Origin of the sequence: Pseudomonas sp. lyk4-TYG-107, from assembly GCF_030209055.1 — a bacterium.
Lineage (GTDB): Bacteria > Pseudomonadota > Gammaproteobacteria > Pseudomonadales > Pseudomonadaceae > Aquipseudomonas > Aquipseudomonas putida_A.
Map to the genome: position 1 here is coordinate 1 of NZ_JARVST010000003.1, position 19,699 is coordinate 19,699.

Genomic DNA, 19,699 nt, shown 5'->3' on the forward strand with positions numbered 1-19,699 from the left:
CTGCTGATCAGATTGAATGCCATGCTGCGAGACGGCACAGAGTGGCGGTGACGAATGGTGGCAGTAAGACAGTTGCTCCCACATTGGTTAACGAGTGCTCACCTGTTTTTGTGATCACTGGAGATCTACTGTGGGAGCGGGCTTGCTCGCGAAGGGGTCGACTCACAATCGGCTATTTCACCCCGGCCCGCACCACCGACAACTCCGGCGCACTCACCCGTCGCTGACTCAGATACCGCGTGCAACTCACCCGCAGGAACGAAGCGAAATTCACCACCTCCCCGCGATAATCCATCACCTCTTCATACAGCTTGGCGATCAACTGGTTGGTGGTCATGCCATCGACTTCGGCGATTTCGCTGAGGATGTCCCAGAACTGGTTTTCCAGGCGCAGGGTCGTCACCACGCCGCAGATGCGCAACGAGCGCGAGCGGGATTCGTAGAGAATCGGGTCGGCCTTGACGTAGAGCTCGCACATCGGCGAATCCTCGTTACAGGGTGATTTTGGTGCCAAGCAAACCGAGGAAACCGGCCAGCCAGTTCGGATGCGCCGGCCATGCTGGCGCAGTCGCCAGATTGCCCTGAACGTGGCCGTCGGTCACCGGAATATCGATGAACGTGCCACCGGCCAGGCGCACTTCCGGGGCGCAGGCCGGATAGGCGCTGCATTCGCGACCTTCCAGAACGCCCGCCGCCGCGAGCAACTGCGCGCCGTGGCACACCGCGGCAATCGGCTTGCCAGCCTTGTCGAAGGCGCGCACCAGCTCCAGAACTTTTTCGTTCAGGCGCAGGTATTCCGGCGCTCGTCCCCCGGGGATCAGCAGCGCGTCGTAATCGGCCTCGGCGACCTTGGCGAAATCAAAGTTGAGGGCAAACAGGTGACCCGGTTTCTCGCTGTAAGTCTGGTCGCCTTCGAAGTCATGGATCGCGGTGCGCACAGTCTTGCCCGCAACCTTGTCCGGGCACACGGCGTGCACAGTGTGACCGACCATTTGCAGGGCCTGGAACGGCACCATCACTTCGTAGTCTTCGACGTAATCGCCGACCAGCATCAGGATTTTTTTCGCGGCCATGGGGAGGACTCCTCTGGAAATGGGCTTGCAGGAGTATTCAAGGTAGACCTTATCCGTTGGGGCGGGTAACAACCGGCTACTACCTCGAAGACCGCGTTATCGTTTTTCGCGAGCAGGCTCACTCCTACAGGGGAATGCATTCCAATTGTAGGAGTGAGCCTGCTCGCGATAGCGTCCGCAAACTGTACGCCTAAGTCTGTGCCTAGCTGTAACAGCCCGACCCGCCCGGTTTATGGCTAGATGAAGCCACCTCCCTGTCACCTTCAATTCTGGTCACTCACATGTCCTCGCGCGAAAACACCGGCATGGCCCTCGGCCTGCTCGGGGTTGTGATTTTCAGCTTGACCCTGCCCTTCACCCGGATTGTGGTGCAGGAACTGCATCCGTTGCTCAACGGCCTCGGCCGCGCGCTGTTCGCGGCGATTCCCGCGGCAGCGTTGTTGTTATGGCGACGCGAGAAGTGGCCGAGCTGGCAGCAAATCAAAGGCCTGAGCCTGGTAATCGCCGGGGTGATTCTCGGCTTCCCGGTGCTGTCGGCGTGGGCCATGCAGACCTTGCCGGCGTCCCACGGCGCGCTGGTCAACGGTTTGCAGCCGCTGTGCGTGGCGCTGTATGCCGCCTGGTTGTCCCATGAACGCCCGTCGAAAGCCTTCTGGGCCTGCGCCGCACTGGGCAGTGCGCTGGTGCTCGGCTACGCGTTGTACACCGGCGACGGGAGCATTCAGGCCGGTGACTTGTTGATGCTCGGCGCAATTGCCGTCGGTGGTCTGGGCTATGCCGAGGGTGGCCGGTTGGCCAGGGAAATGGGCGGCTGGCAGGTAATCTGCTGGGCGCTGGTGCTGTCGACGCCGCTGCTGCTCGGCCCGGTGTTGTACTTGGCGCTGCAGCATCACGGTGCAGTGTCAGCCAAGGCCTGGTGGGCGTTCGGCTACGTGGCACTGTTTTCGCAGTTTCTCGGCTTCTTCGCCTGGTACGCCGGGCTGGCGATGGGCGGGATCGCGCGGGTCAGTCAGATCCAGTTGCTGCAGATCTTTTTCACCATCGCGTTTTCGGCGCTGTTCTTTGGTGAACATGTCGAGCCGATTACCTGGGTGTTTGCCTGCGGGGTGATTGCCACTGTGAAGCTCGGGCGCAAGACCGCCATCAAACCCCATGTGGGAGCGAGCCTGCTCGCGAAGGGGCCATAACAGCCAGCAGCATCCTTGGCTGGCAGTCTGCCTTCGCGAGCAGGCTCGCTCCCACAAGGTCAGGCGAGAAAGCCGTCGGCGCGCAGCAGGGTTTCCAGACAGTGCTCGCTGATGTTGTAGAAATCCTTGAGCTCCTGAATCTTCACCAGCAACTGAGCCGGGTCCACCGGCTCGGCGCGTTTCACCGCGAGAATCATCTTGTTCTTGTTGGTGTGTTCGAGCGAGATGAACTCGAACACTTTGGTCTCGTAACCGCAGGCTTCGAGGAACAGCGCGCGCAGGCTGTCGGTGACCATCTCCGCCTGTTGGCCCAGGTGCAGACCGTATTGCAGCATCGGCTTGAGCAGCGCCGGACTCTGGATCTGCAGGCGGATCTGTTTGTGGCAGCACGGCGAGCACATGATGATCGACGCACCCGAGCGAATGCCGGTGTGAATCGCGTAGTCGGTGGCGATGTCGCAGGCATGCAGGGCGATCATCACGTCCAGTTCGCTCGGCGCCACGCTGCGCACGTCACCGCACTTGAACACCAGGCCCGGGTGTTCCAACTTGGCCGCGGCGGCGTTGCACAGGTTGACCATCTCTTCGCGCAGCTCGACGCCGGTGACTTCGCCTTCGGCCTTGAGCGTGTTGCGCAGGTAATCGTGGATGGCGAACGTCAGATAGCCCTTGCCCGAACCGAAGTCCGCCACCCGCACCGGTTTGTCCAGCGCCAGCGGTGACGAGGTCAGCGCGTGGCTGAAGACTTCGATGAACTTGTTGATCTGCTTCCACTTGCGCGACATCGCCGGGATCAGCTCGTGTTGCGCGTTGGTCACGCCCAGGTCCTTGAGGAACGGCCGGCTCAAGTCCAGAAAACGGTTCTTCTCACGGTTGTGCTCGGCGGACGGCGCTTCACGCAATTGCTGAGGTTTGCTCTTGAACAGTGAACTCTTGCCCTTTTTGCTGTATTCGAGCTGGGCTTCGTCGGTCACGGTCAGCAAATGCGCATTCTTGAACGCGGCCGGCAACAGCTCGGCAATCACCGCCACGCCTTCGCTCAGCGGCAGATTCTTGGTGATGTCGCGGGTCTTGTAGCGATAGACAAACGACAGGTTTGGCTGCGCCTTGACCGTCACCGCTTTGATGATGATCCGCTGCAGATCCGCCTCTTCACCCACGTACTTGGCCAGCACCAGTTTGATGAAGCCGTTGTGTTCGAGGCTGGTTTGCAGCAGCTCGATGAACTGGGCGTGATGATCGGGCGCGGGTTTGAGGGAGGGGGCGGTAACGGACATGGAAAAGCGGCCTCGGACGGGCGAAATCGGGAATGGCAGGTATTTTAGGGGGGATGGCGCTTGGGGACACGTTCTTATTTACCCAACGGCACAAGAACTCAGCGCACTGCCTGGCCCCTGTGGGAGCGGGCTTGCTCGCGAAAGCGGCGTATCAGGCGACATCGATGTTGAATGTCAGACCGTATTCGCGAGCAAGCCCGCTCCCACACTGGCGTAATCCGGCCATATGTATCAGACAGGCCTTGTTCAGCGGGACCGGAAAGAACCGCACCCAGACTCAGCCCAACACAATCAACCGATTGGGCAATTCATTCCTCACCTGCGTCACCGGCACGTGCACCTTGAGTAATTCACCGCAGGCCTCGATGCACGTCACAAAGCCCTCAAGCGTGCGCCCCTGCCGCACCTGCTCGGTGAACGCGGCGACGATCGCGTCCCAGCTCTTGTTGTCCAGCCGCCGGGAAATCCCCTCGTCCACCAGAATCTCCACGTAGCGCTCGGCCTCGCAGACAAAGATCAGCATCCCGGTGCTGCCGACGGTGTGGTGCAGGTTCTGTTCGAGGAACTGCCGCCGCGCCAGATTCGATGCCCGCCAGTGGCGCACGCGGCGCGGGATCAGATGGGTGGTGATCTTCGGCAGGCGAAACAGCAGGCACAGGACGATGAACAGCCCCCATTGCACCAGCAACAGGCTGTGCATGGTCAGCCAGCCAGTCAGGTAATGGACGATGCCCGGCACCAGCAGCGCCAGCAGGCTGGCCCACAGCAGCGGAATGTACGCGTAGTCATCGGCGCGGGCCGCCAGCACGGTGACCAGTTCGGCGTCGGTGTCGCGCTCGACCCGGGCAATCGCCTCGGCGACTTTGCGTTGTTCGTGTTCAGTCAGTAATGCCATGTCGAAAAGTGCCTGATCATTATTGTTGTGTGTTCACCAGCCGCCGGACGAACCGCCGCCGCCGAAACTGCCCCCGCCGCCGCTGAAGCCCCCGCCTCCAGCGCCACCGCCAAATCCACCACCGCCGAAACCGCCCCCGCCTCCGGAGCCGCCACGGCCGGCGGGAAGGATACCGAGCATCTGGCAGACAAACACGGTCAGGATGAACAACACCACCAGAAAAACGAACAACAGCGGATGCCGCGAGACAAAATCGCTCTGCGGATCGCCGCTCGACTCGTACACCGTCGATGGTTCGTCCAGAGGATTGCCGCCGAGCACCACCAGCATCGCCGCCACGCCGTCGCTGATGCCCTTGCTGAAATTGCCGGCCTTGAACGCCGGGGTGATCACTTGATGAATGATCACCGAACTCTGCGCATCGGTCAGCCGATCCTCCAGACCGTAACCGACTTCGATGCGCAGTTTGCGCTCGTCCCGGGCGACGATCAGCAGCGCGCCGTTGTTCTTGTCTTTCTGGCCGATGCCCCAGTGCCGGCCCAGTTGCACGCCGTAATCCTCGATGGTGGTGCCCTGCAGATCAGGCACCGTGACGACCACCAGTTGCTCGCCGGTGGCCTGCTCGTGAGCCTGCAATTGCTGGCTCAACTGGGCGCGCACCGACGGCTCGATCATCTGCGCCTCGTCCACCACCCGCCCGCTCAGCGCCGGGAACGTCAACTCGGCCCGGGCGCTGACGGCGAACAGCCAGAGCATCAGCACCAGGCCTATCTTCAACACACGCATGGGCAACCTCGAATCAGAACTTCACTTCCGGGGCCTTTTCCGCACCGGGGGTGGTGGCTTCGAAGGTTTCGCGAATCGGCAGGTCGCTGTACATCACGCTGTGCCAGAGGCGCCCGGGAAACGTGCGGATCTCGGTGTTGTATTTCTGCACCGCCAGAATGAAATCGCGCCGCGCCACGGCAATCCGGTTTTCCGTGCCTTCGAGCTGCGATTGCAGGGCAAGGAAGTTCTGGTTGGCCTTCAGGTCCGGATAACGCTCGGAGACCACCATCAAACGGCTGAGCGCGCCACTCAACTGATCCTGAGCCTGCTGGAACTGCTTGAGTTTTTCCGGATTGTCGAGGGTGCTGGCATCGACCTGGATCGACGTCGCCTTGGCCCGCGCCTCGACCACGGCGGTCAGGGTCGCCTCCTCATGCTTGGCGTAGCCTCTGACGGTCTCCACCAGGTTGGGGATCAGGTCGGCACGGCGCTGGTACTGGTTCTGGACCTGGCCCCAGGCCGCCTTGGCCTGTTCATCGAGGGTCGGGATATTGTTGATGCCGCATGCGGTCAACAAAGTGGCAAGCACCAGCAGCGTGGCGACCTGCAGACGCGAGCGGTAGGTTGGACTGACATTCATCAAAGTGATGCTCCCTGGCATATTTCATAAAAAACCGACCGTGAAACCTTCTGCATCAGCGGTTGGGGCATAATCGGCCGCGCCACTGGATTGCAACGGGCCGATGGGCTAAAAAGAGGCCCTGCGCAAACGCAGCCGAGTGTCGGCGGGCGTTTTTGGCTCGGTCATTTTGAGCCTGCACCCGAACAACAATAGTCGCTCCCTAACTTTTGGCTGGCCGGCATTGCATTGCCGCTTGGGCCCTTGAGAAAAATATTCATGAAGAAGCTGTGTTTGCTGGGCCTGTTCGTCAGCCTGGCCAGTCATCAAGTATTGGCCGCCACGACCCCGGTACCCCTGGAAAACAAGGACGCGTTCATCAGCAATCTGATGAAACAAATGACCCTCGATGAAAAGATCGGCCAGTTGCGCCTGATCAGCATCGGCCCGGAAATGCCCCGTGAGTTGATCCGCAAAGAGATCGCCGCCGGCAACATCGGCGGTACGTTCAACTCGATCACCCGCCCGGAAAACCGTCCGATGCAGGACGCGGCGATGCGCAGTCGCCTGAAGATTCCGATGTTTTTTGCGTACGACGTGATCCACGGTCACCGTACGATTTTCCCGATTCCGCTGGCCCTGGCATCGAGCTGGGACATGGACGCCATCGGTCAGTCCGGGCGCGTTGCCGCCAAGGAAGCCGCGGCCGACAGCCTCGACATCACCTTCGCGCCGATGGTCGACATCTCCCGCGATCCGCGCTGGGGCCGCAGCTCCGAAGGGTTCGGTGAAGACACCTACCTGACCTCGCGCATTGCCAAAGTGATGGTCAAGGCCTATCAGGGCGACACGCCGAGCGCAGCCGACAGCATCATGGCCAGCGTCAAGCACTTCGCCCTGTATGGCGCGGTCGAGGGCGGTCGTGACTACAACACCGTCGACATGAGCCCGGTGAAGATGTACCAGGACTACCTGCCACCGTACCGCGCGGCGATCGACGCCGGTGCCGGCGGGGTGATGGTGGCGTTGAACTCGATCAACGGCATTCCGGCCACCGCCAACACCTGGCTGATGAACGACCTGCTGCGCAAGGACTGGGGCTTCAAGGGCCTGGCCGTCAGCGACCACGGGGCGATCTTCGAGCTCATCAAGCACGGCGTGGCCGCTGACGGTCGTGAAGCGGCGAAGCTGGCGATCAAGGCCGGCATCGACATGAGCATGAACGACACCCTGTACGGCAAAGAGCTGCCGGGGCTGCTCAAGTCCGGCGAGATCGAGCAGAAAGACATCGACAACGCCGTGCGCGAAGTGCTCGCCGCCAAGTACGACATGGGCCTGTTCAAGGACCCGTACCTGCGCATCGGCAAGGCCGAGGATGATCCGGCCGACACCTACGCCGAAAGCCGTCTGCACCGCGCCGAGGCCCGTGACGTGGCACGCCGCAGCCTGGTGTTGCTGAAGAACCAGAACGAAACCCTGCCGCTGAAGAAAGACGCGAAAGTCATGCTGGTCGGTCCATTGGCCAAGGCGCCGATCGACATGATGGGCAGTTGGGCGGCGGCCGGTAAGCCGGCGCAATCGGTGACCCTGTTCGACGGCATGAGCTCGGTGATTGGCGACAAGGCCAACCTGATCTACGCCCGTGGCGCGAACATCACCAGCGACAAGAAGGTGCTGGATTACCTGAACTTCCTCAATTTCGATGCTCCGGAAGTGGTCGATGACCCGCGCCCGGCCAACGTGCTGATCGACGAGGCGGTGAAAGCAGCCAAGGACGCTGACGTGATCGTCGCCGCCGTTGGCGAGTCCCGTGGCATGTCCCACGAATCCTCCAGCCGCACCGACCTGAACATCCCGGAAAATCAGCGCGAGCTGATCCGTGCCCTGAAAGCCACCGGCAAACCACTGGTACTGGTACTGATGAACGGCCGTCCGCTGACCATCCTCGAAGAGAACCAGTCGGCTGATGCGATTCTGGAAACCTGGTTCAGCGGCACCGAGGGCGGTAACGCCATCGCCGACGTGCTGTTCGGCGACTACAACCCGTCGGGCAAACTGCCGGTGACCTTCCCGCGTTCCGTGGGCCAGATCCCGACCTACTACAACCACCTGAGCATTGGCCGGCCGTTCACGCCGGGCAAACCGGGCAACTACACCTCGCAGTATTTCGATGACACCACCGGTCCCCTGTTCCCGTTCGGTTACGGCCTGAGCTACACCCAGTTCACGCTGAGCGACATGGCGCTGTCGTCAACCACGCTGAACAAGACCGGCAAGCTCGATGCCAGTGTCACCCTGAAAAATACCGGCAAACGTGACGGCGAAACCGTGGTGCAGCTGTACATCCAGGACGTCGCCGGTTCGATGATTCGCCCGGTGAAAGAACTGAAGAACTTCCAGAAAGTCATGCTCAAGGCCGGCGAACAGAAAGTCGTGCACTTCACCATCACCGAGGATGACCTGAAGTTCTACAACGCCCAGCTCAAGTACGCGGCCGAGCCTGGCAAGTTCAACGTGCAGATCGGCCTGGATTCGCAGGATGTGACGCAGCAGAGCTTTGAGTTGCTGTAATTATTCAGTAACCAATCCCCGTGTGAGAGGGGCCTTTGTGGGAGGGAGCAAGCCCCCTCCCACATTGGAATCCACTGGTTTCGAAATTGGCGTTAACCGCGTCTGTCGAGGATATTGACCACCAACCGATCCACCCAGCCCCAAACCCGCTGCTTCACCCGCCGCCACAACGGCCGGCGCTGCCACTCCTCCAGACTGACCTGCTGGCTCAGACCGAAATCCTTCTCGAAACTCTGCACCACCGCTGCCGTCAACGACGGGTCCAGTGCCTCCAGATTCGCCTCCAGATTGAAGCGCAAGTTCCAGTGATCGAAGTTGCACGAACCGATGCTCACCCACTCGTCCACCAAGACCATTTTCAGGTGCAGGAAGCACGGCTGATATTCAAAGATCTGCACCCCGGCCTTGAGCAGGCGTGGGTAGTAACGATGGCCGGCGTAACGCACCGACGGGTGATCGGTGCGCGGCCCGGTGAGCAGTAACCGGACGTCGACACCACGGGCAGCTGCCTTGCGCAGCGAGCGACGGATTTTCCAGGTCGGCAGGAAATACGGGGTGGCCATCCAGATGCGCTTCTGCCCGCTGTTCAGTGCACGAAACAGCGACTGCAGAATGTCGCGATGCTGACGGGCATCGGCATAGGCCACGCGGCCCATGCCCTCGCCCATGTCCGGGACCTTGGGCAAGCGTGGCAGGCCGACATGCGCCGACGGTTTCCAGGCCCGGCGATGGCGGTTGGCGATCCATTGGCGGTCGAACAGCACTTGCCAGTCGAGCACCAGCGGGCCGTTGATTTCCACCATCACTTCGTGCCACTCGCTGCTGCCCTGCCCCGGTGTCCAGAATTCATCGGTAACACCGGTGCCGCCGACCACCGCCAGACGCTGATCGACCAGCAGCAATTTGCGGTGATCACGATAGAAGTTGCCGACCCAGCGCCGCCAGTTCAGGCGATTGTAGAAACGCAGTTCGACCCCGGCTTTGGTCAGGCGCTGACGCAGGTGCAGGGTAAACGCGAGGCTGCCGTAGTCATCGAACAGGCAGCGTACCCGCACGCCGCGCTCGGCGGCCTGGACCAGCGCCTGAACCACGGCCTCGGCACAAGCGCCCGCCTCCACCAGATACAACTCCAGTTCGACCTGCTCCTCGGCGCGGGCAATTTCCACCAGCATGCGCGGGAAGAATTGCGGGCCGTCGATCAACAGTTCGAACCGGTTGCCGTCACGCCATGGAAACACCGCGCCGCGCATGTCAGCGCGCCGTGAAAATCAGCACCGCACCCACCGGCACCGACAGACTGATGGCCGACAGACCGGCCAAGTTGCGCAGGGTTTCCAGCCCCGGCGCCAGATCGAAATCCTCGGCGTTGATCACCAGTGGTTCCAGGGTCACCACTTGAAAACGCCGGTCATCGAGACGGGTGGCCAACAACTCCGCCGGGTATTCATGTTGCTTGCCGTGCAGGTTGACGGTCAGCGGCAGACGCAATTCCAGCTGCGCACCGGGGGCCAGATCGTTGATCGGGCGCAGGTCGATCCGGGTGCTGATGGTCGCTTCGGGGAATTGCTCGATCTGGAACAGCTCCTTGCGCATGCGCTCGTCGCGCAGCGGGATGCCGCTGTTGATCGAATCCAGCTCGACTTCGACTTCAGCGCGGCCATCCGGATCGACCTTGCCGTGCAGCACCAGAAAGCGCTGCACTTCAGAAATGTGGGCGTTTTTCGTGCTGACGAACGACAGCCGCGACGACTCGCCATCCAGATACCAGTTGGCCTGCGCCGGCAGCGCGGCGGCAGTCAGCAGCAGACTGGCGAAGGCTGTATAGAGGGAGCGGTTGAACATTGAATACTCGTGGGGGCGATAAACCTGCAAGAACCTTAACCGCCCACGCCGTTATTGCAAACTGATCGCCGCAAATCTATCGATTGGAGAAACCTCCTGTGGGAGCGGGCTTGCTCGCGAAGGCGGTGAATCAGTCAACACAAATGCTGAATGGCACACCGCATTCGCGAGCAAGCCCGCTCCCACAGGGTTATCTATTGACTTGAGGATTGAGGCGGCAGCCCTGGCGTTCGCGCAGCCACTGGGCACGATTGCTGCGGCCCATGCCGCTGACGGTGATGGTTTTGCTCGCGCTGTCATCGCTGAATTCGCTGGTTGGCAGCCACTGTTTCACATAGCCCCGGCAATACTCGGCGTCGTTGTTCATCACATAACGGCACGAACAATATTCCTTTGCCGTGTAGGCACTGATGATGTCCGGAAATGCCCAGAGGTTTTCCCGTTCGAGCCAGATCCAGCCGAGCAGCACGATCAGCGCCAACAGCAACACCCGCTTCAACAGCTTCATGGCTGCACCGCCTTGAGTACGCGTTTGAGCAGTTCGTTGTGGCGATAGCTGCCGTCGCGGTCATCGGCGTAACGCACGATCACCAGTTTCTCACTGGGGATCACATACAGCGCCTGGCCCCAATGGCCGAGGGCGGCGAAGGTGTCGGGCGGCGCGTCGGGCCACGGCGCGGCGGCGCCATCCGCCGGGCGATTGAGCCACCACTGACCACCGGGCACCGCTTCGTCCTGATGCGCCTTGTAGCCGGCAAAGGCAGTGCGGTTGAAAGCGACCCAATCCTTGGGCAGCAATTGCCGGTCGTGCCAACGTCCGTCGCGAGCCATCAGCAGACCGACCCGCGCCAGATCCCGCGCCGTGAGATAGGCATAAGAGGACGCGACAAACGTACCGCCGGCATCGGTTTCCCACACGGCGTGGCGGATGCCCAGCGGCTCGAACAACGCGGTCCATGGATAGTCGGGATAACGCTGCGGGCCCACCATGTTCTTCAGCGCCGCCGCCAGCAGATTGCTGTCGCCACTGGAGTAACGGAACGTCTGCCCCGGCGGCGCATAAGCGTCGTGATTGGCAGTGAACGCGGGCATGTCGCGGTGCCCACGGGTGTAGAGCATCGCCACCACCGAGGATTTCAGCGGCGCGTATTCGTAGTCTTCCTGCCAGTCCAGCCCGGAAGCCCAGTGCAGCAGATCCGCTACGGTGATCGTGGGGTGTTGTTCCAGCGCCGGATAAAACTTCGCGACCGGATCATCCAGTTTGAACAGGCCTTCGCCATACGCCACACCGAGTACCGTGGCCATCAGGCTTTTGCTGATCGACCAGGTCAGGTGCGGGATCTCGGCACGGGTCGGGCCGGCGTAGCGTTCGTAGATCAACTGACCGTCGCGGATGATCAGCAGCGCGTCCGTGCGGATGCCCTGGCGGGTAGTGTCGTCGCGGGGTGGGAAGGCGTAGGTCTCTAATGCCTCGACCGCTGCGCCGCTGATTTTTGCTCCAGTCGGCCATTGCTCACCGGGCCATTGCTCGGCCTGGACCGTGAAGCTGATCAGCAGCAGAAACAGGGACAGGCTTTTGCGCATGGTGAGGGCTCTTGGGGAGAACCTGCTGAGGGTAGTCTTGCCACATGACAGATGTGTGGTGTTTTTGCCGCCTTCGCGAGCGAGCCCGCTCCCACATTTGAAACGCATTCCAAGGGTGGGAGCGGGCTTGCTCGCGAAGAGGCCAGTCAGCCCACCGCCAAAGCCTTGGCCAAGCGCTTGGCCCGCGCCCCCGCCGCCAACTGCATCACCCCCTGATCACGCTGCCACATCTGCGCCCACTCCGGACTACCCTCGGCCAACGCCTGATCGATCTCGCCCTTCAGCGCATCAAACTGCGCAAACAAACCGCCCAACAGCACATGCCCGGCCGGGTTATTCGGTGGCTGGCGACTCGCTTCCGCGCACCCGGCCAACAGCGCCAGCAAGCGCAACAGCAGCGGCTGCGACCAGCCACTGTCCTGACCGACGCCATACAGCCACGCGGTCATCGCGCTCAGCACATAGACATCTTCCAGGCTACGAAACGGCTTCACATAAGCGTCCCAGCCATCGCCCGCGAGCAATTCGCACAACGCGCCGTCCAGATGCAGCCGACCGTGACTGATGTCCGGCATCAGCGGCAGTGCCGGGAGTTTTTCCACGCGCACGCCGGGTTCGCCGGGATAGACCACCGCCAGACTCAGGCGCGGCGTTTCGCCGGGTTCTTCACTGCGCGCGGCGACGAGCAGCCAGTCCGCCGCGTCCCCGGCGGTGACGAAATCCTTTCGCCCATTGAGGCGCAAATCTGTCAGGCGCGTCTGCATGTCCGCCGGGCGCAGGCTGCGCTGTTCGGTCGCACACAACGCGCCAAGACTCGGCGGCGCGCTCGGCCAGAGCATGCGCAACGCCGCCTGATACCCCACCAGAAATGCCAGCCCCGGCGTCGCCATCCGCCGCCCTCCGGCCACCGCCAGTTCGAACGGCGTCACGTTGCCCAATTGATGCAGCAAGGTAGCGAAACCTTCCGCCAGATCAGTCACGGCGGGCAGGCGTTCATGGCTTTCGAGCAGGCTGGGCCAGGGCATAAGAGGCTCCTTGAGGGCTGTCATACAAGCATCACCAAACGTTCACGGTGATGACACCGGGGCTACATAGCCTGACTTTGCACAACATGGCTGCATAAAGAAAGTCGATCGGCTGCAACCCACGACGGGTTCAAGGCCCGTACGGAGATTCAAATGACTCAGATCGCCCGCATCAGCGACACCGGCAATGAACGCCGCCTGCAAGCCGAACGCCTGATCGGCGCCGAGGCCTTGCAGCAAGCCCAGGCCTTGCGCTTCAGCGTATTCAGCGGCGAGTTCAACGCCAAGCTGAAAGGCGCGGAACTGGGTCTGGACATGGATGACTATGATGTTCACTGCAGCCACATCGGCGTGCGTGACCTGAACACCGGGCGTCTGGTCGCCACCACCCGTTTGCTCGATCACACCGCCGCCAGCAGCCTGGGCAAGTTCTACAGCGAAGAAGAATTCAGTCTGCATGGCCTCGCCCATCTGCAAGGCCCGATCCTCGAAATCGGCCGCACCTGCGTCGACCCGGCCTACCGCAACGGCGGCACCATCGCCGTGCTCTGGGGTGAACTGGCCGAAGTGTTGAATCAGGGCGGCTACAGCTACCTGATGGGTTGCGCGAGCATTCCGATGCAGGATGGCGGCGTGCAGGCCCACGCGATCATGCAGCGTCTGCGCGAGCGTTATCTGTGCACCGAACACCTGCGCGCCGAGCCGAAGAATCCCCTGCCGTCGCTGGATATTCCATCGAACGTGATCGCCGAAATGCCACCGCTGCTCAAGGCCTACATGCGCCTGGGTGCGAAGATCTGCGGCGAGCCGTGCTGGGACGAAGACTTCCAGGTCGCCGACGTGTTCATCCTGCTCAAGCGCGACGAACTCTGCCCACGCTACGCCAAGCACTTCAAGGCGGCCGTGTGATGAGCCGGTTGCGCGTGTACGCGCGGATCACGCGGGTGCTGCTGGTGGTGGCGCTGGGCTTGACCATGGCCAGCGTCTTCGGCGTGTTCGAACGTCTGGGCCTGGCGCACTCGATGCAACGTCGGCAGCGCTGGTCGCGGTTTTTCATGGCGCGTTTGAGCCATGCCCTGCCCTTTCGCGTGACCGTGCACGGCGAGCTGCCGCAGCAGCCGATGCTGTGGGTCAGCAATCATGTGTCATGGACTGACATTCCGCTGCTGGGCATGCTCACGCCGCTGTCGTTTCTGTCCAAGGCCGAAGTACGCACCTGGCCGGTGGCCGGCTGGCTGGCGGCGAAGGCCGGCAGTCTGTTCATCCGTCGCGGTTCGGGTGACAGCCAGTTGATCCGCAAACAGATGACCCGTCACCTGCAAACGCAACATCCGTTGCTGATGTTCCCGGAAGGCACCACCACCGATGGCCGCTCGCTGCGCACCTTTCATGGTCGCCTGCTGTCGGCGGCGATTGATTCGGAGGTGATGCTGCAACCGGTGGCAATCCGTTATCTGCGCAATGGCGAAATCGACGCGCTGGCGCCGTTCATTGGTGACGATGATCTGCTGTCGCATCTGATGCGTCTGTTCAGCCACGACTGCGGCGATGTCGAAGTGCATCTGCTCAAGCCGATCGCCTGTCAGGGCCGCGAACGTGCGGCGCTGGCGTTCGAAGCGCAGCAAGCGGTGCAGAAGGCGTTGTTTGGTGATATCGCCAAAGCGGCCGAACCGCGTCGCGCCGGCGAACTGATCGCAGCCTGAAACACAGATCCCCCCCCTGTGGGAGCGAGCCTGCTCGCGAAAGCGGTGGATCAACAACATGAATGTTGAATGACACTGCGCTTTCGCGAGCAGGCTCGCTCCCACATTTAGATCTTCAGTGGCTCAGCTTTTTTTGGGCGAAGTCCTGAAGTTGCGGATAGAACAAGCGGAAGTCTTCACTCAGCGGCTCATACAAACGCCGCAACTCCTGCATCGCCCCCGCCAGCTCCTCAGGCCGGGTCAGGCGGCGGGAGATCCCACGCAGCACCTGCTCCAACACTTCAAACTCTTGATACGAACCCAGCCAATCATTGGCAACCATGTGCGGGGCGATTTTCGCCAGGCGTTCTGGCAATTGCCGTTCATTCGACAGCACCCGGTAAACAGCGCGGGTGAAATGTTCCAGCGGCTGATCGGCGTACAGCGTCCAGTCGCGCGCCAGGCAATGGTCGAAAAACACATCGAGGACAATCCCGGCATATCGCCGCCGGGTCTCGGTGAAACGCCCGAGGGCGATGTCCACCAACGGGTGGCGATCGGTGAACACATCAATCCGCCGATGCAACTGAATCGCCGCTTCAATCTGGGGTGCAAATTGCCCTTGCAGGCGTCCTTTGACGAAATCGCCATACAGACTGCCGAGTAATTGCTCGGGGTGCTGGCCTCCGAGGTGTAAATGTGCGAGATAGTTCATGGGCGCAGCTTAGCACTGCGCACTTTCATCGTTACAGCACACGTATCGTTATAACCCGATATACCGATTTATGCGGTCGTCAGATCAAATTCATATTGGTATATCGCGAAATACCGATTTAAATTTCGCCTCATCGCGATATAGCGCTACACATCACGAGCATAAAGCCATGAACCTCGACCTCGACGAAATAATAAAAGCCCTGGCACACCCAGTACGGCGAGACATTCTCATCTGGCTGAAAGACCCCAAAGCCCAGTTTCCTGAGCAGATTCACAACCACGAGTACGGCATCTGCGCCGGGCAGATCGATCAACGCTGCGGCCTGTCGCAGTCGACCGTCTCCGCCCACCTGGCGACCCTGCAGCGCGCAGGTCTGATCAGCAGCCAGAAAGCCGGCCAGTGGCACTTCTTCAAACGCAACGAGGACGTGATCCAGGCGTTCCTCGACGCCATCGTCAAAGAGCTCAGCGCTCCCACAAGGAATTGATTCAAATGCCCCTCTCGCTACTCATTCTGGCCTTGAGTGCCTTCGCCATCGGCACCACCGAGTTCGTCATCATGGGCCTGCTGCCCGATGTGGCAGCCGACCTCGGTGTGTCGATTCCCGGCGCCGGCTGGCTGGTGACCGGTTACGCCCTGGGCGTGGCCATCGGTGCGCCGTTCATGGCACTGGCCACCGCCAGACTGCCGCGCAAGGCCGCACTGGTAGCGCTGATGGGCATTTTTATCGTCGGTAACCTGCTGTGTGCCATCGCCAGTGACTACAACGTGCTGATGTTTGCCCGTGTCGTCACGGCGCTGTGCCACGGTGCGTTCTTCGGTATCGGTTCTGTAGTAGCCGCCGGGCTGGTGGCGCCGAACAAACGGGCGTCGGCCGTGGCGCTGATGTTCACCGGGCTGACCCTGGCCAACGTGCTCGGTGTACCGCTGGGCACGGCGCTGGGCCAGGAAGCCGGCTGGCGCTCGACCTTCTGGGCGGTGACCGTGATTGGTGTAGTGGCGCTGATCGGTCTGATCCGCTTCCTGCCGGCCAAGCGTGACGAGGAAAAACTCGACATGCGCGCCGAACTCGCCGCCCTCAAAGGCGCCGGCATCTGGCTCTCGCTGAGCATGACCGCGCTGTTCGCCGCGTCGATGTTCACCCTCTTCACCTACGTCGCGCCGCTGCTCGGTGATGTCACCGGTGTCTCGCCAAAAGGCGTGACCTGGACCCTGCTGCTGATCGGCCTCGGTCTGACGGTGGGCAACATCATCGGCGGCAAACTGGCGGACAAGCGTCTCGGCGCCACCCTGATCGGCGTGTTCGTGGCGATGGCGGTGGTTTCCACCGTGCTGAGCTGGACCAGCGTTGCGCTGATCCCGACGGAGATCACCCTGTTCCTCTGGGCCACCGCTTCGTTTGCCGCCGTCCCGGCGCTGCAAGTCAACGTGGTGACCTTCGGCAAGGCCGCACCGAACCTGGTGTCGACCCTGAACATCGGCGCATTCAACATCGGCAACGCCCTGGGCGCCTGGGTCGGCGGCAGCGTCATCGCCCACGGTTTCGGCCTGACCAGCGTGCCCCTGGCCGCCGCCGCGTTGGCCGTGCTCGCGCTGCTGGTGACCCTGATCACTTTCCGTCAGAACGGCGACGCCGGTCTGGCCCCCGCTACCCACTGATTAACCACTTCACTGACGAGGGTTGTACACATGGCAACTATTTTCGATCCGATCAAACTGGGCGACCTCGAGCTGTCCAACCGCATCATCATGGCTCCACTGACCCGCTGCCGCGCCGACGAAGGCCGCGTGCCGAACGCGCTGATGGCTGAATACTACGTACAGCGCGCGTCGGCTGGCCTGATCCTGTCCGAAGCCACTTCGGTGACGCCGATGGGCGTCGGCTACCCGGACACCCCGGGCATCTGGTCCAACGACCAGGTGCGCGGCTGGACCAACGTGACCAAAGCCGTGCACGCTGCTGGCGGCAAGATCATCCTGCAACTGTGGCACGTCGGCCGCATCTCGCATCCGTCGTACCTCAACGGCGAAACCCCGGTCGCGCCGAGCGCCATCCAGCCTAAAGGTCACGTCAGCCTGGTGCGTCCATTGGCCGACTATCCGACCCCGCGAGCTCTGGAAACCGCTGAAATCGCCGAGATCGTCGAGGCCTACCGCACCGGTGCCGAAAACGCCAAAGCCGCCGGTTTCGACGGCGTGGAAATCCACGGCGCCAACGGCTACCTGCTCGACCAGTTCCTGCAAAGCAGCACCAACCAGCGCACCGACAACTACGGTGGCTCCCTGGAAAACCGTGCGCGTCTCCTGCTGGAAGTGACTGACGCAGCGATCGACGTCTGGGGCGCCGGCCGTGTCGGCGTGCACTTGGCACCCCGCGCCGATTCCCATGACATGGGCGACGACAATCTGGCCGAGACTTTCACTTATGTGGCTCGCGAGCTGGGCAAGCGCGGCATCGCCTTCATCTGCTCCCGCGAGAAAGAAGGCGCCGACAGCCTCGGCCCGCAGCTCAAAGAAGCCTTCGGCGGTGCGTACATCGCTAACGAGCGATTCACCAAAGACAGCGCCAATGCGTGGCTGGCTGAAGGCAAGGCTGACGCCGTAGCGTTCGGCGTACCGTTCATTGCCAACCCGGATCTGCCGGCACGCCTGAAGGCCGACGCACCGCTGAATGACGCACGTCCCGAGTTGTTCTACGCGAAAGGCCCGGTCGGTTATATCGATTATCCAACGCTGTAAACAACAACAACTAACAAGTAAGCCCCGCCTCGAAAGAGGCGGGGCTTTTTTTATTTTCATACATTTAAAGATTCGCCATCAGAACAATATAAACCTAAGCTCCGTCCAGCAACTCATCAATTACAACCCACCAACTTAATCTAACAAGGCAATATAAAGATGAATGATATAGATCCAAACAAACTTACATTCCTCCTGCAAATCACCAATGCCACGGACTCTACTTTCTGGCTTGAGGATTCCTCTGCAAAGCACCCGCCCTTAACGCGTATCGACAAGATCCTCCCCTACCAGACCGTCTTTATGATGTTTGAAGGAGATCCTCATCTGAAGCAGGACATCGTTATTGATTACGATATCAAAAAGGAGGTATTCAGCACTTACGTCTGCTACACCAACTACAAACAGAAAGTACAATTCGACACTACGCTCAGTTATTGCTACCGACAAATGGCGGGGCACCGAGCTCCAAAGGTCGAACTCTTCTGGGATACCAACGCGTTCTCTATTGGCGCCGAACCCATCACCTGCGGCGCGGCATTGGAAAATGAAAACCCGGTTTACCCTTACAGCTATAAGATGATCGCATTCATGACGCCATCGGCCTGATAGAGAGTTACCTGCTCATGCAGTAACGGTACGGACAACGCTGACATTATAAAGGCGCGAGCAAACCCAAGGCCGTGGCTCAAGCCCATCGGAAGTAACGCAGCCGGAGGTGAGGATCGGGCAAAGGGAACTCAGAAACGAAACGGATCGGTTGGTGCGTATCGGCTGCTCGGCGCCCTTTTAGCCCGAGTCGTTAACATTCATTCACACAGTCGACACAAAACCCCTACAAAATACGTAGCTCGCTACCTATCAACCCGGCCAATGTACGTATATAAAAGCACCCCATTACAAAAAGACTTGAAGCAGGGACATTTCCCCGCTTTAAGTCTTGACACGGATAGATTCAATTACGCATTTTGTTTCATTTGCGCAGGCTGGGGCTCAGGCGCAGCATATCAAGCCCTGTATCGACCCAGCGCTCGGCTTCGGCATGCAATTGAAAGCTGTCCGGCGCCAACAGCCATCCATACAGGAGGCCATCGATATACGCATGAATGCTGATGGCCGCCCGGGCAGTGTCGAGATCTTCCGGCAACTGGCCGCGATTGACCGCATTACGCAGGGTCAGACCGATGCGCAGGTTGCAATCGAGACTGGCCGTGCGGCGCTGCTGGCGCAGATCGCACATTTCATCAGTGAATTCGCACTTATGAAACAGAATCTCGTTGATGCGACGGGTCTTTGGATCCAGGGCTACCTGATGAAACAGATGGATCAACAGCTTGCGCATGCACCCCAACGGGTCGAGTTCGTCCTCGCTCTCGCTGGCCTTGGCCAATTCATCCAGCGGTTCATGCAGGCTGTCGAGCATCGCCTGCACCAGATCGGCCTTGTTGCTGAAATGCCAATAGATGGCACCGCGCGTAACGCCGGCCATCGTCGCGATATCCGCCAGGGTCGTGCGGGCCACGCCCCTTTCATAAAACGCTTTCTCGGCCGCTTCGAGAATCTGGCTGCGCGTTTCCTGAGCTTCCTCTTTGGTACGACGGACCATGGCAGTAAAACCTCAAACAGGATGTTTCAGGGATGGCTGAATATCCGCTGAATAAAGAGGGGGCTGATCTCTCACGAATCGGCTCCCCGGCCTACAATTTCAAACCTTGCGAC

At 60.9% G+C, this 19,699-nt stretch carries 21 protein-coding genes; 8 read left to right on the forward strand and 13 right to left on the reverse strand.

The window, feature by feature from the left end; translation table 11 throughout:
• Positions 1 to 172 precede the first annotated feature (172 nt).
• The gene (locus tag QRN61_RS03430) at positions 173 to 478 is read right to left on the reverse strand and encodes a ribbon-helix-helix domain-containing protein (protein WP_150370430.1); all 306 of its coding nucleotides are present in this window, start codon (positions 476 to 478) and stop codon (positions 173 to 175) included.
• Positions 479 to 491: 13 nt separating this feature from the next.
• Positions 492 to 1,073: a DJ-1/PfpI family protein gene (locus tag QRN61_RS03435; RefSeq protein WP_064586386.1), complete on the reverse strand. Its 582-nt coding sequence runs from the start codon at positions 1,071 to 1,073 to the stop codon at positions 492 to 494.
• A 281-nt stretch (positions 1,074 to 1,354) separates the two neighbouring features.
• On the opposite strand from QRN61_RS03435, the gene QRN61_RS03440 reads away from it, so the two are divergent.
• Positions 1,355 to 2,260: a DMT family transporter gene (locus QRN61_RS03440; RefSeq protein ID WP_285373227.1), complete on the forward strand. Its 906-nt coding sequence runs from the start codon at positions 1,355 to 1,357 to the stop codon at positions 2,258 to 2,260.
• A gap of 59 nt (positions 2,261 to 2,319) precedes the next feature.
• Here QRN61_RS03440 and QRN61_RS03445 read toward each other — a convergent pair whose 3' ends face one another.
• From QRN61_RS03445 to QRN61_RS03460, 4 genes are all read right to left on the reverse strand, one after another.
• A complete protein-coding gene (locus QRN61_RS03445) occupies positions 2,320 to 3,537 on the reverse strand; it encodes a class I SAM-dependent methyltransferase (RefSeq protein WP_183781561.1) in 1,218 nt (405 codons plus the stop codon).
• 277 nt (positions 3,538 to 3,814) lie between these two features.
• Positions 3,815 to 4,432 (reverse strand): TPM domain-containing protein, encoded by a 618-nt coding sequence (locus tag QRN61_RS03450; protein WP_027614420.1) that lies wholly within the window; start codon positions 4,430 to 4,432, stop codon positions 3,815 to 3,817.
• 33 nt (positions 4,433 to 4,465) lie between these two features.
• On the reverse strand, positions 4,466 to 5,218 hold the full coding sequence (locus tag QRN61_RS03455) for a TPM domain-containing protein (protein ID WP_285373228.1): 753 nt from the start codon (positions 5,216 to 5,218) through the stop codon (positions 4,466 to 4,468).
• A gap of 13 nt (positions 5,219 to 5,231) precedes the next feature.
• Complete coding sequence (locus QRN61_RS03460) at positions 5,232 to 5,840, reverse strand: LemA family protein (protein ID WP_007963199.1); 609 nt, start codon at positions 5,838 to 5,840, stop codon at positions 5,232 to 5,234.
• 258 nt (positions 5,841 to 6,098) lie between these two features.
• On the opposite strand from QRN61_RS03460, the gene bglX reads away from it, so the two are divergent.
• A complete protein-coding gene (gene bglX, locus QRN61_RS03465; RefSeq protein ID WP_285373229.1) occupies positions 6,099 to 8,390 on the forward strand; it encodes a beta-glucosidase BglX in 2,292 nt (763 codons plus the stop codon).
• Positions 8,391 to 8,482: 92 nt separating this feature from the next.
• On the opposite strand, the gene QRN61_RS03470 is transcribed toward bglX, so the two are convergent.
• The 5 genes from QRN61_RS03470 to QRN61_RS03490 form a co-directional block, all read right to left on the reverse strand.
• A complete protein-coding gene (locus QRN61_RS03470) occupies positions 8,483 to 9,640 on the reverse strand; it encodes a phospholipase D-like domain-containing protein (RefSeq protein ID WP_285373230.1) in 1,158 nt (385 codons plus the stop codon).
• Position 9,641: 1 nt separating this feature from the next.
• A complete protein-coding gene (locus QRN61_RS03475; protein ID WP_096797056.1) occupies positions 9,642 to 10,232 on the reverse strand; it encodes a YceI family protein in 591 nt (196 codons plus the stop codon).
• 190 nt (positions 10,233 to 10,422) lie between these two features.
• Positions 10,423 to 10,740 (reverse strand): amidase, encoded by a 318-nt coding sequence (locus tag QRN61_RS03480; protein WP_285373231.1) that lies wholly within the window; start codon positions 10,738 to 10,740, stop codon positions 10,423 to 10,425.
• Positions 10,737 to 11,816 (reverse strand): serine hydrolase domain-containing protein, encoded by a 1,080-nt coding sequence (locus tag QRN61_RS03485; RefSeq protein WP_285373232.1) that lies wholly within the window; start codon positions 11,814 to 11,816, stop codon positions 10,737 to 10,739. Before QRN61_RS03485 ends, QRN61_RS03480 begins: the two co-directional genes overlap by 4 nt.
• A gap of 146 nt (positions 11,817 to 11,962) precedes the next feature.
• Complete coding sequence (locus QRN61_RS03490) at positions 11,963 to 12,841, reverse strand: acyl-CoA dehydrogenase family protein (RefSeq protein ID WP_027614413.1); 879 nt, start codon at positions 12,839 to 12,841, stop codon at positions 11,963 to 11,965.
• Between the two features lie 153 nt (positions 12,842 to 12,994).
• Between QRN61_RS03490 and olsB the strand changes: the two genes are divergently transcribed.
• Both olsB and QRN61_RS03500 read left to right on the forward strand, forming a co-directional pair.
• Positions 12,995 to 13,750, forward strand: a complete 756-nt coding sequence (olsB, locus tag QRN61_RS03495) for an L-ornithine N(alpha)-acyltransferase (protein WP_007963187.1) — start codon at positions 12,995 to 12,997, stop codon at positions 13,748 to 13,750.
• A complete protein-coding gene (locus QRN61_RS03500; protein WP_097086611.1) occupies positions 13,750 to 14,544 on the forward strand; it encodes a lysophospholipid acyltransferase family protein in 795 nt (264 codons plus the stop codon). The genes olsB and QRN61_RS03500 overlap by 1 nt, the downstream gene beginning before the upstream one ends.
• A 115-nt stretch (positions 14,545 to 14,659) precedes the next feature.
• Here the strand turns inward: QRN61_RS03500 and QRN61_RS03505 are convergent, their stop codons facing one another.
• Entirely contained in the window at positions 14,660 to 15,238 is a 579-nt protein-coding gene (locus tag QRN61_RS03505) for an acyl carrier protein phosphodiesterase (RefSeq protein ID WP_027614410.1), read from the reverse strand.
• Positions 15,239 to 15,407: 169 nt separating this feature from the next.
• On the opposite strand from QRN61_RS03505, the gene QRN61_RS03510 reads away from it, so the two are divergent.
• The 4 genes from QRN61_RS03510 (at position 15,408) to QRN61_RS03525 (ending at position 18,589) form a co-directional block, all read left to right on the forward strand.
• Complete coding sequence (locus QRN61_RS03510) at positions 15,408 to 15,728, forward strand: ArsR/SmtB family transcription factor (protein WP_003222436.1); 321 nt, start codon at positions 15,408 to 15,410, stop codon at positions 15,726 to 15,728.
• 5 nt (positions 15,729 to 15,733) lie between these two features.
• Positions 15,734 to 16,900 (forward strand): MFS transporter, encoded by a 1,167-nt coding sequence (locus tag QRN61_RS03515; RefSeq protein ID WP_003222434.1) that lies wholly within the window; start codon positions 15,734 to 15,736, stop codon positions 16,898 to 16,900.
• A 30-nt stretch (positions 16,901 to 16,930) separates the two neighbouring features.
• Positions 16,931 to 17,980 carry an alkene reductase gene (locus QRN61_RS03520; RefSeq protein WP_027614409.1) on the forward strand — a complete coding sequence of 350 codons (1,050 nt, stop codon included), beginning with the start codon at positions 16,931 to 16,933 and terminating at the stop codon, positions 17,978 to 17,980.
• A 159-nt stretch (positions 17,981 to 18,139) separates the two neighbouring features.
• The gene (locus QRN61_RS03525) at positions 18,140 to 18,589 is read left to right on the forward strand and encodes a hypothetical protein (protein ID WP_097086606.1); all 450 of its coding nucleotides are present in this window, start codon (positions 18,140 to 18,142) and stop codon (positions 18,587 to 18,589) included.
• Positions 18,590 to 18,953: 364 nt separating this feature from the next.
• Here QRN61_RS03525 and emhR read toward each other — a convergent pair whose 3' ends face one another.
• Complete coding sequence (gene emhR / locus QRN61_RS03530) at positions 18,954 to 19,586, reverse strand: efflux system transcriptional repressor EmhR (RefSeq protein ID WP_027614407.1); 633 nt, start codon at positions 19,584 to 19,586, stop codon at positions 18,954 to 18,956.
• Between the last annotated feature and the right edge of the window lie 113 nt (positions 19,587 to 19,699).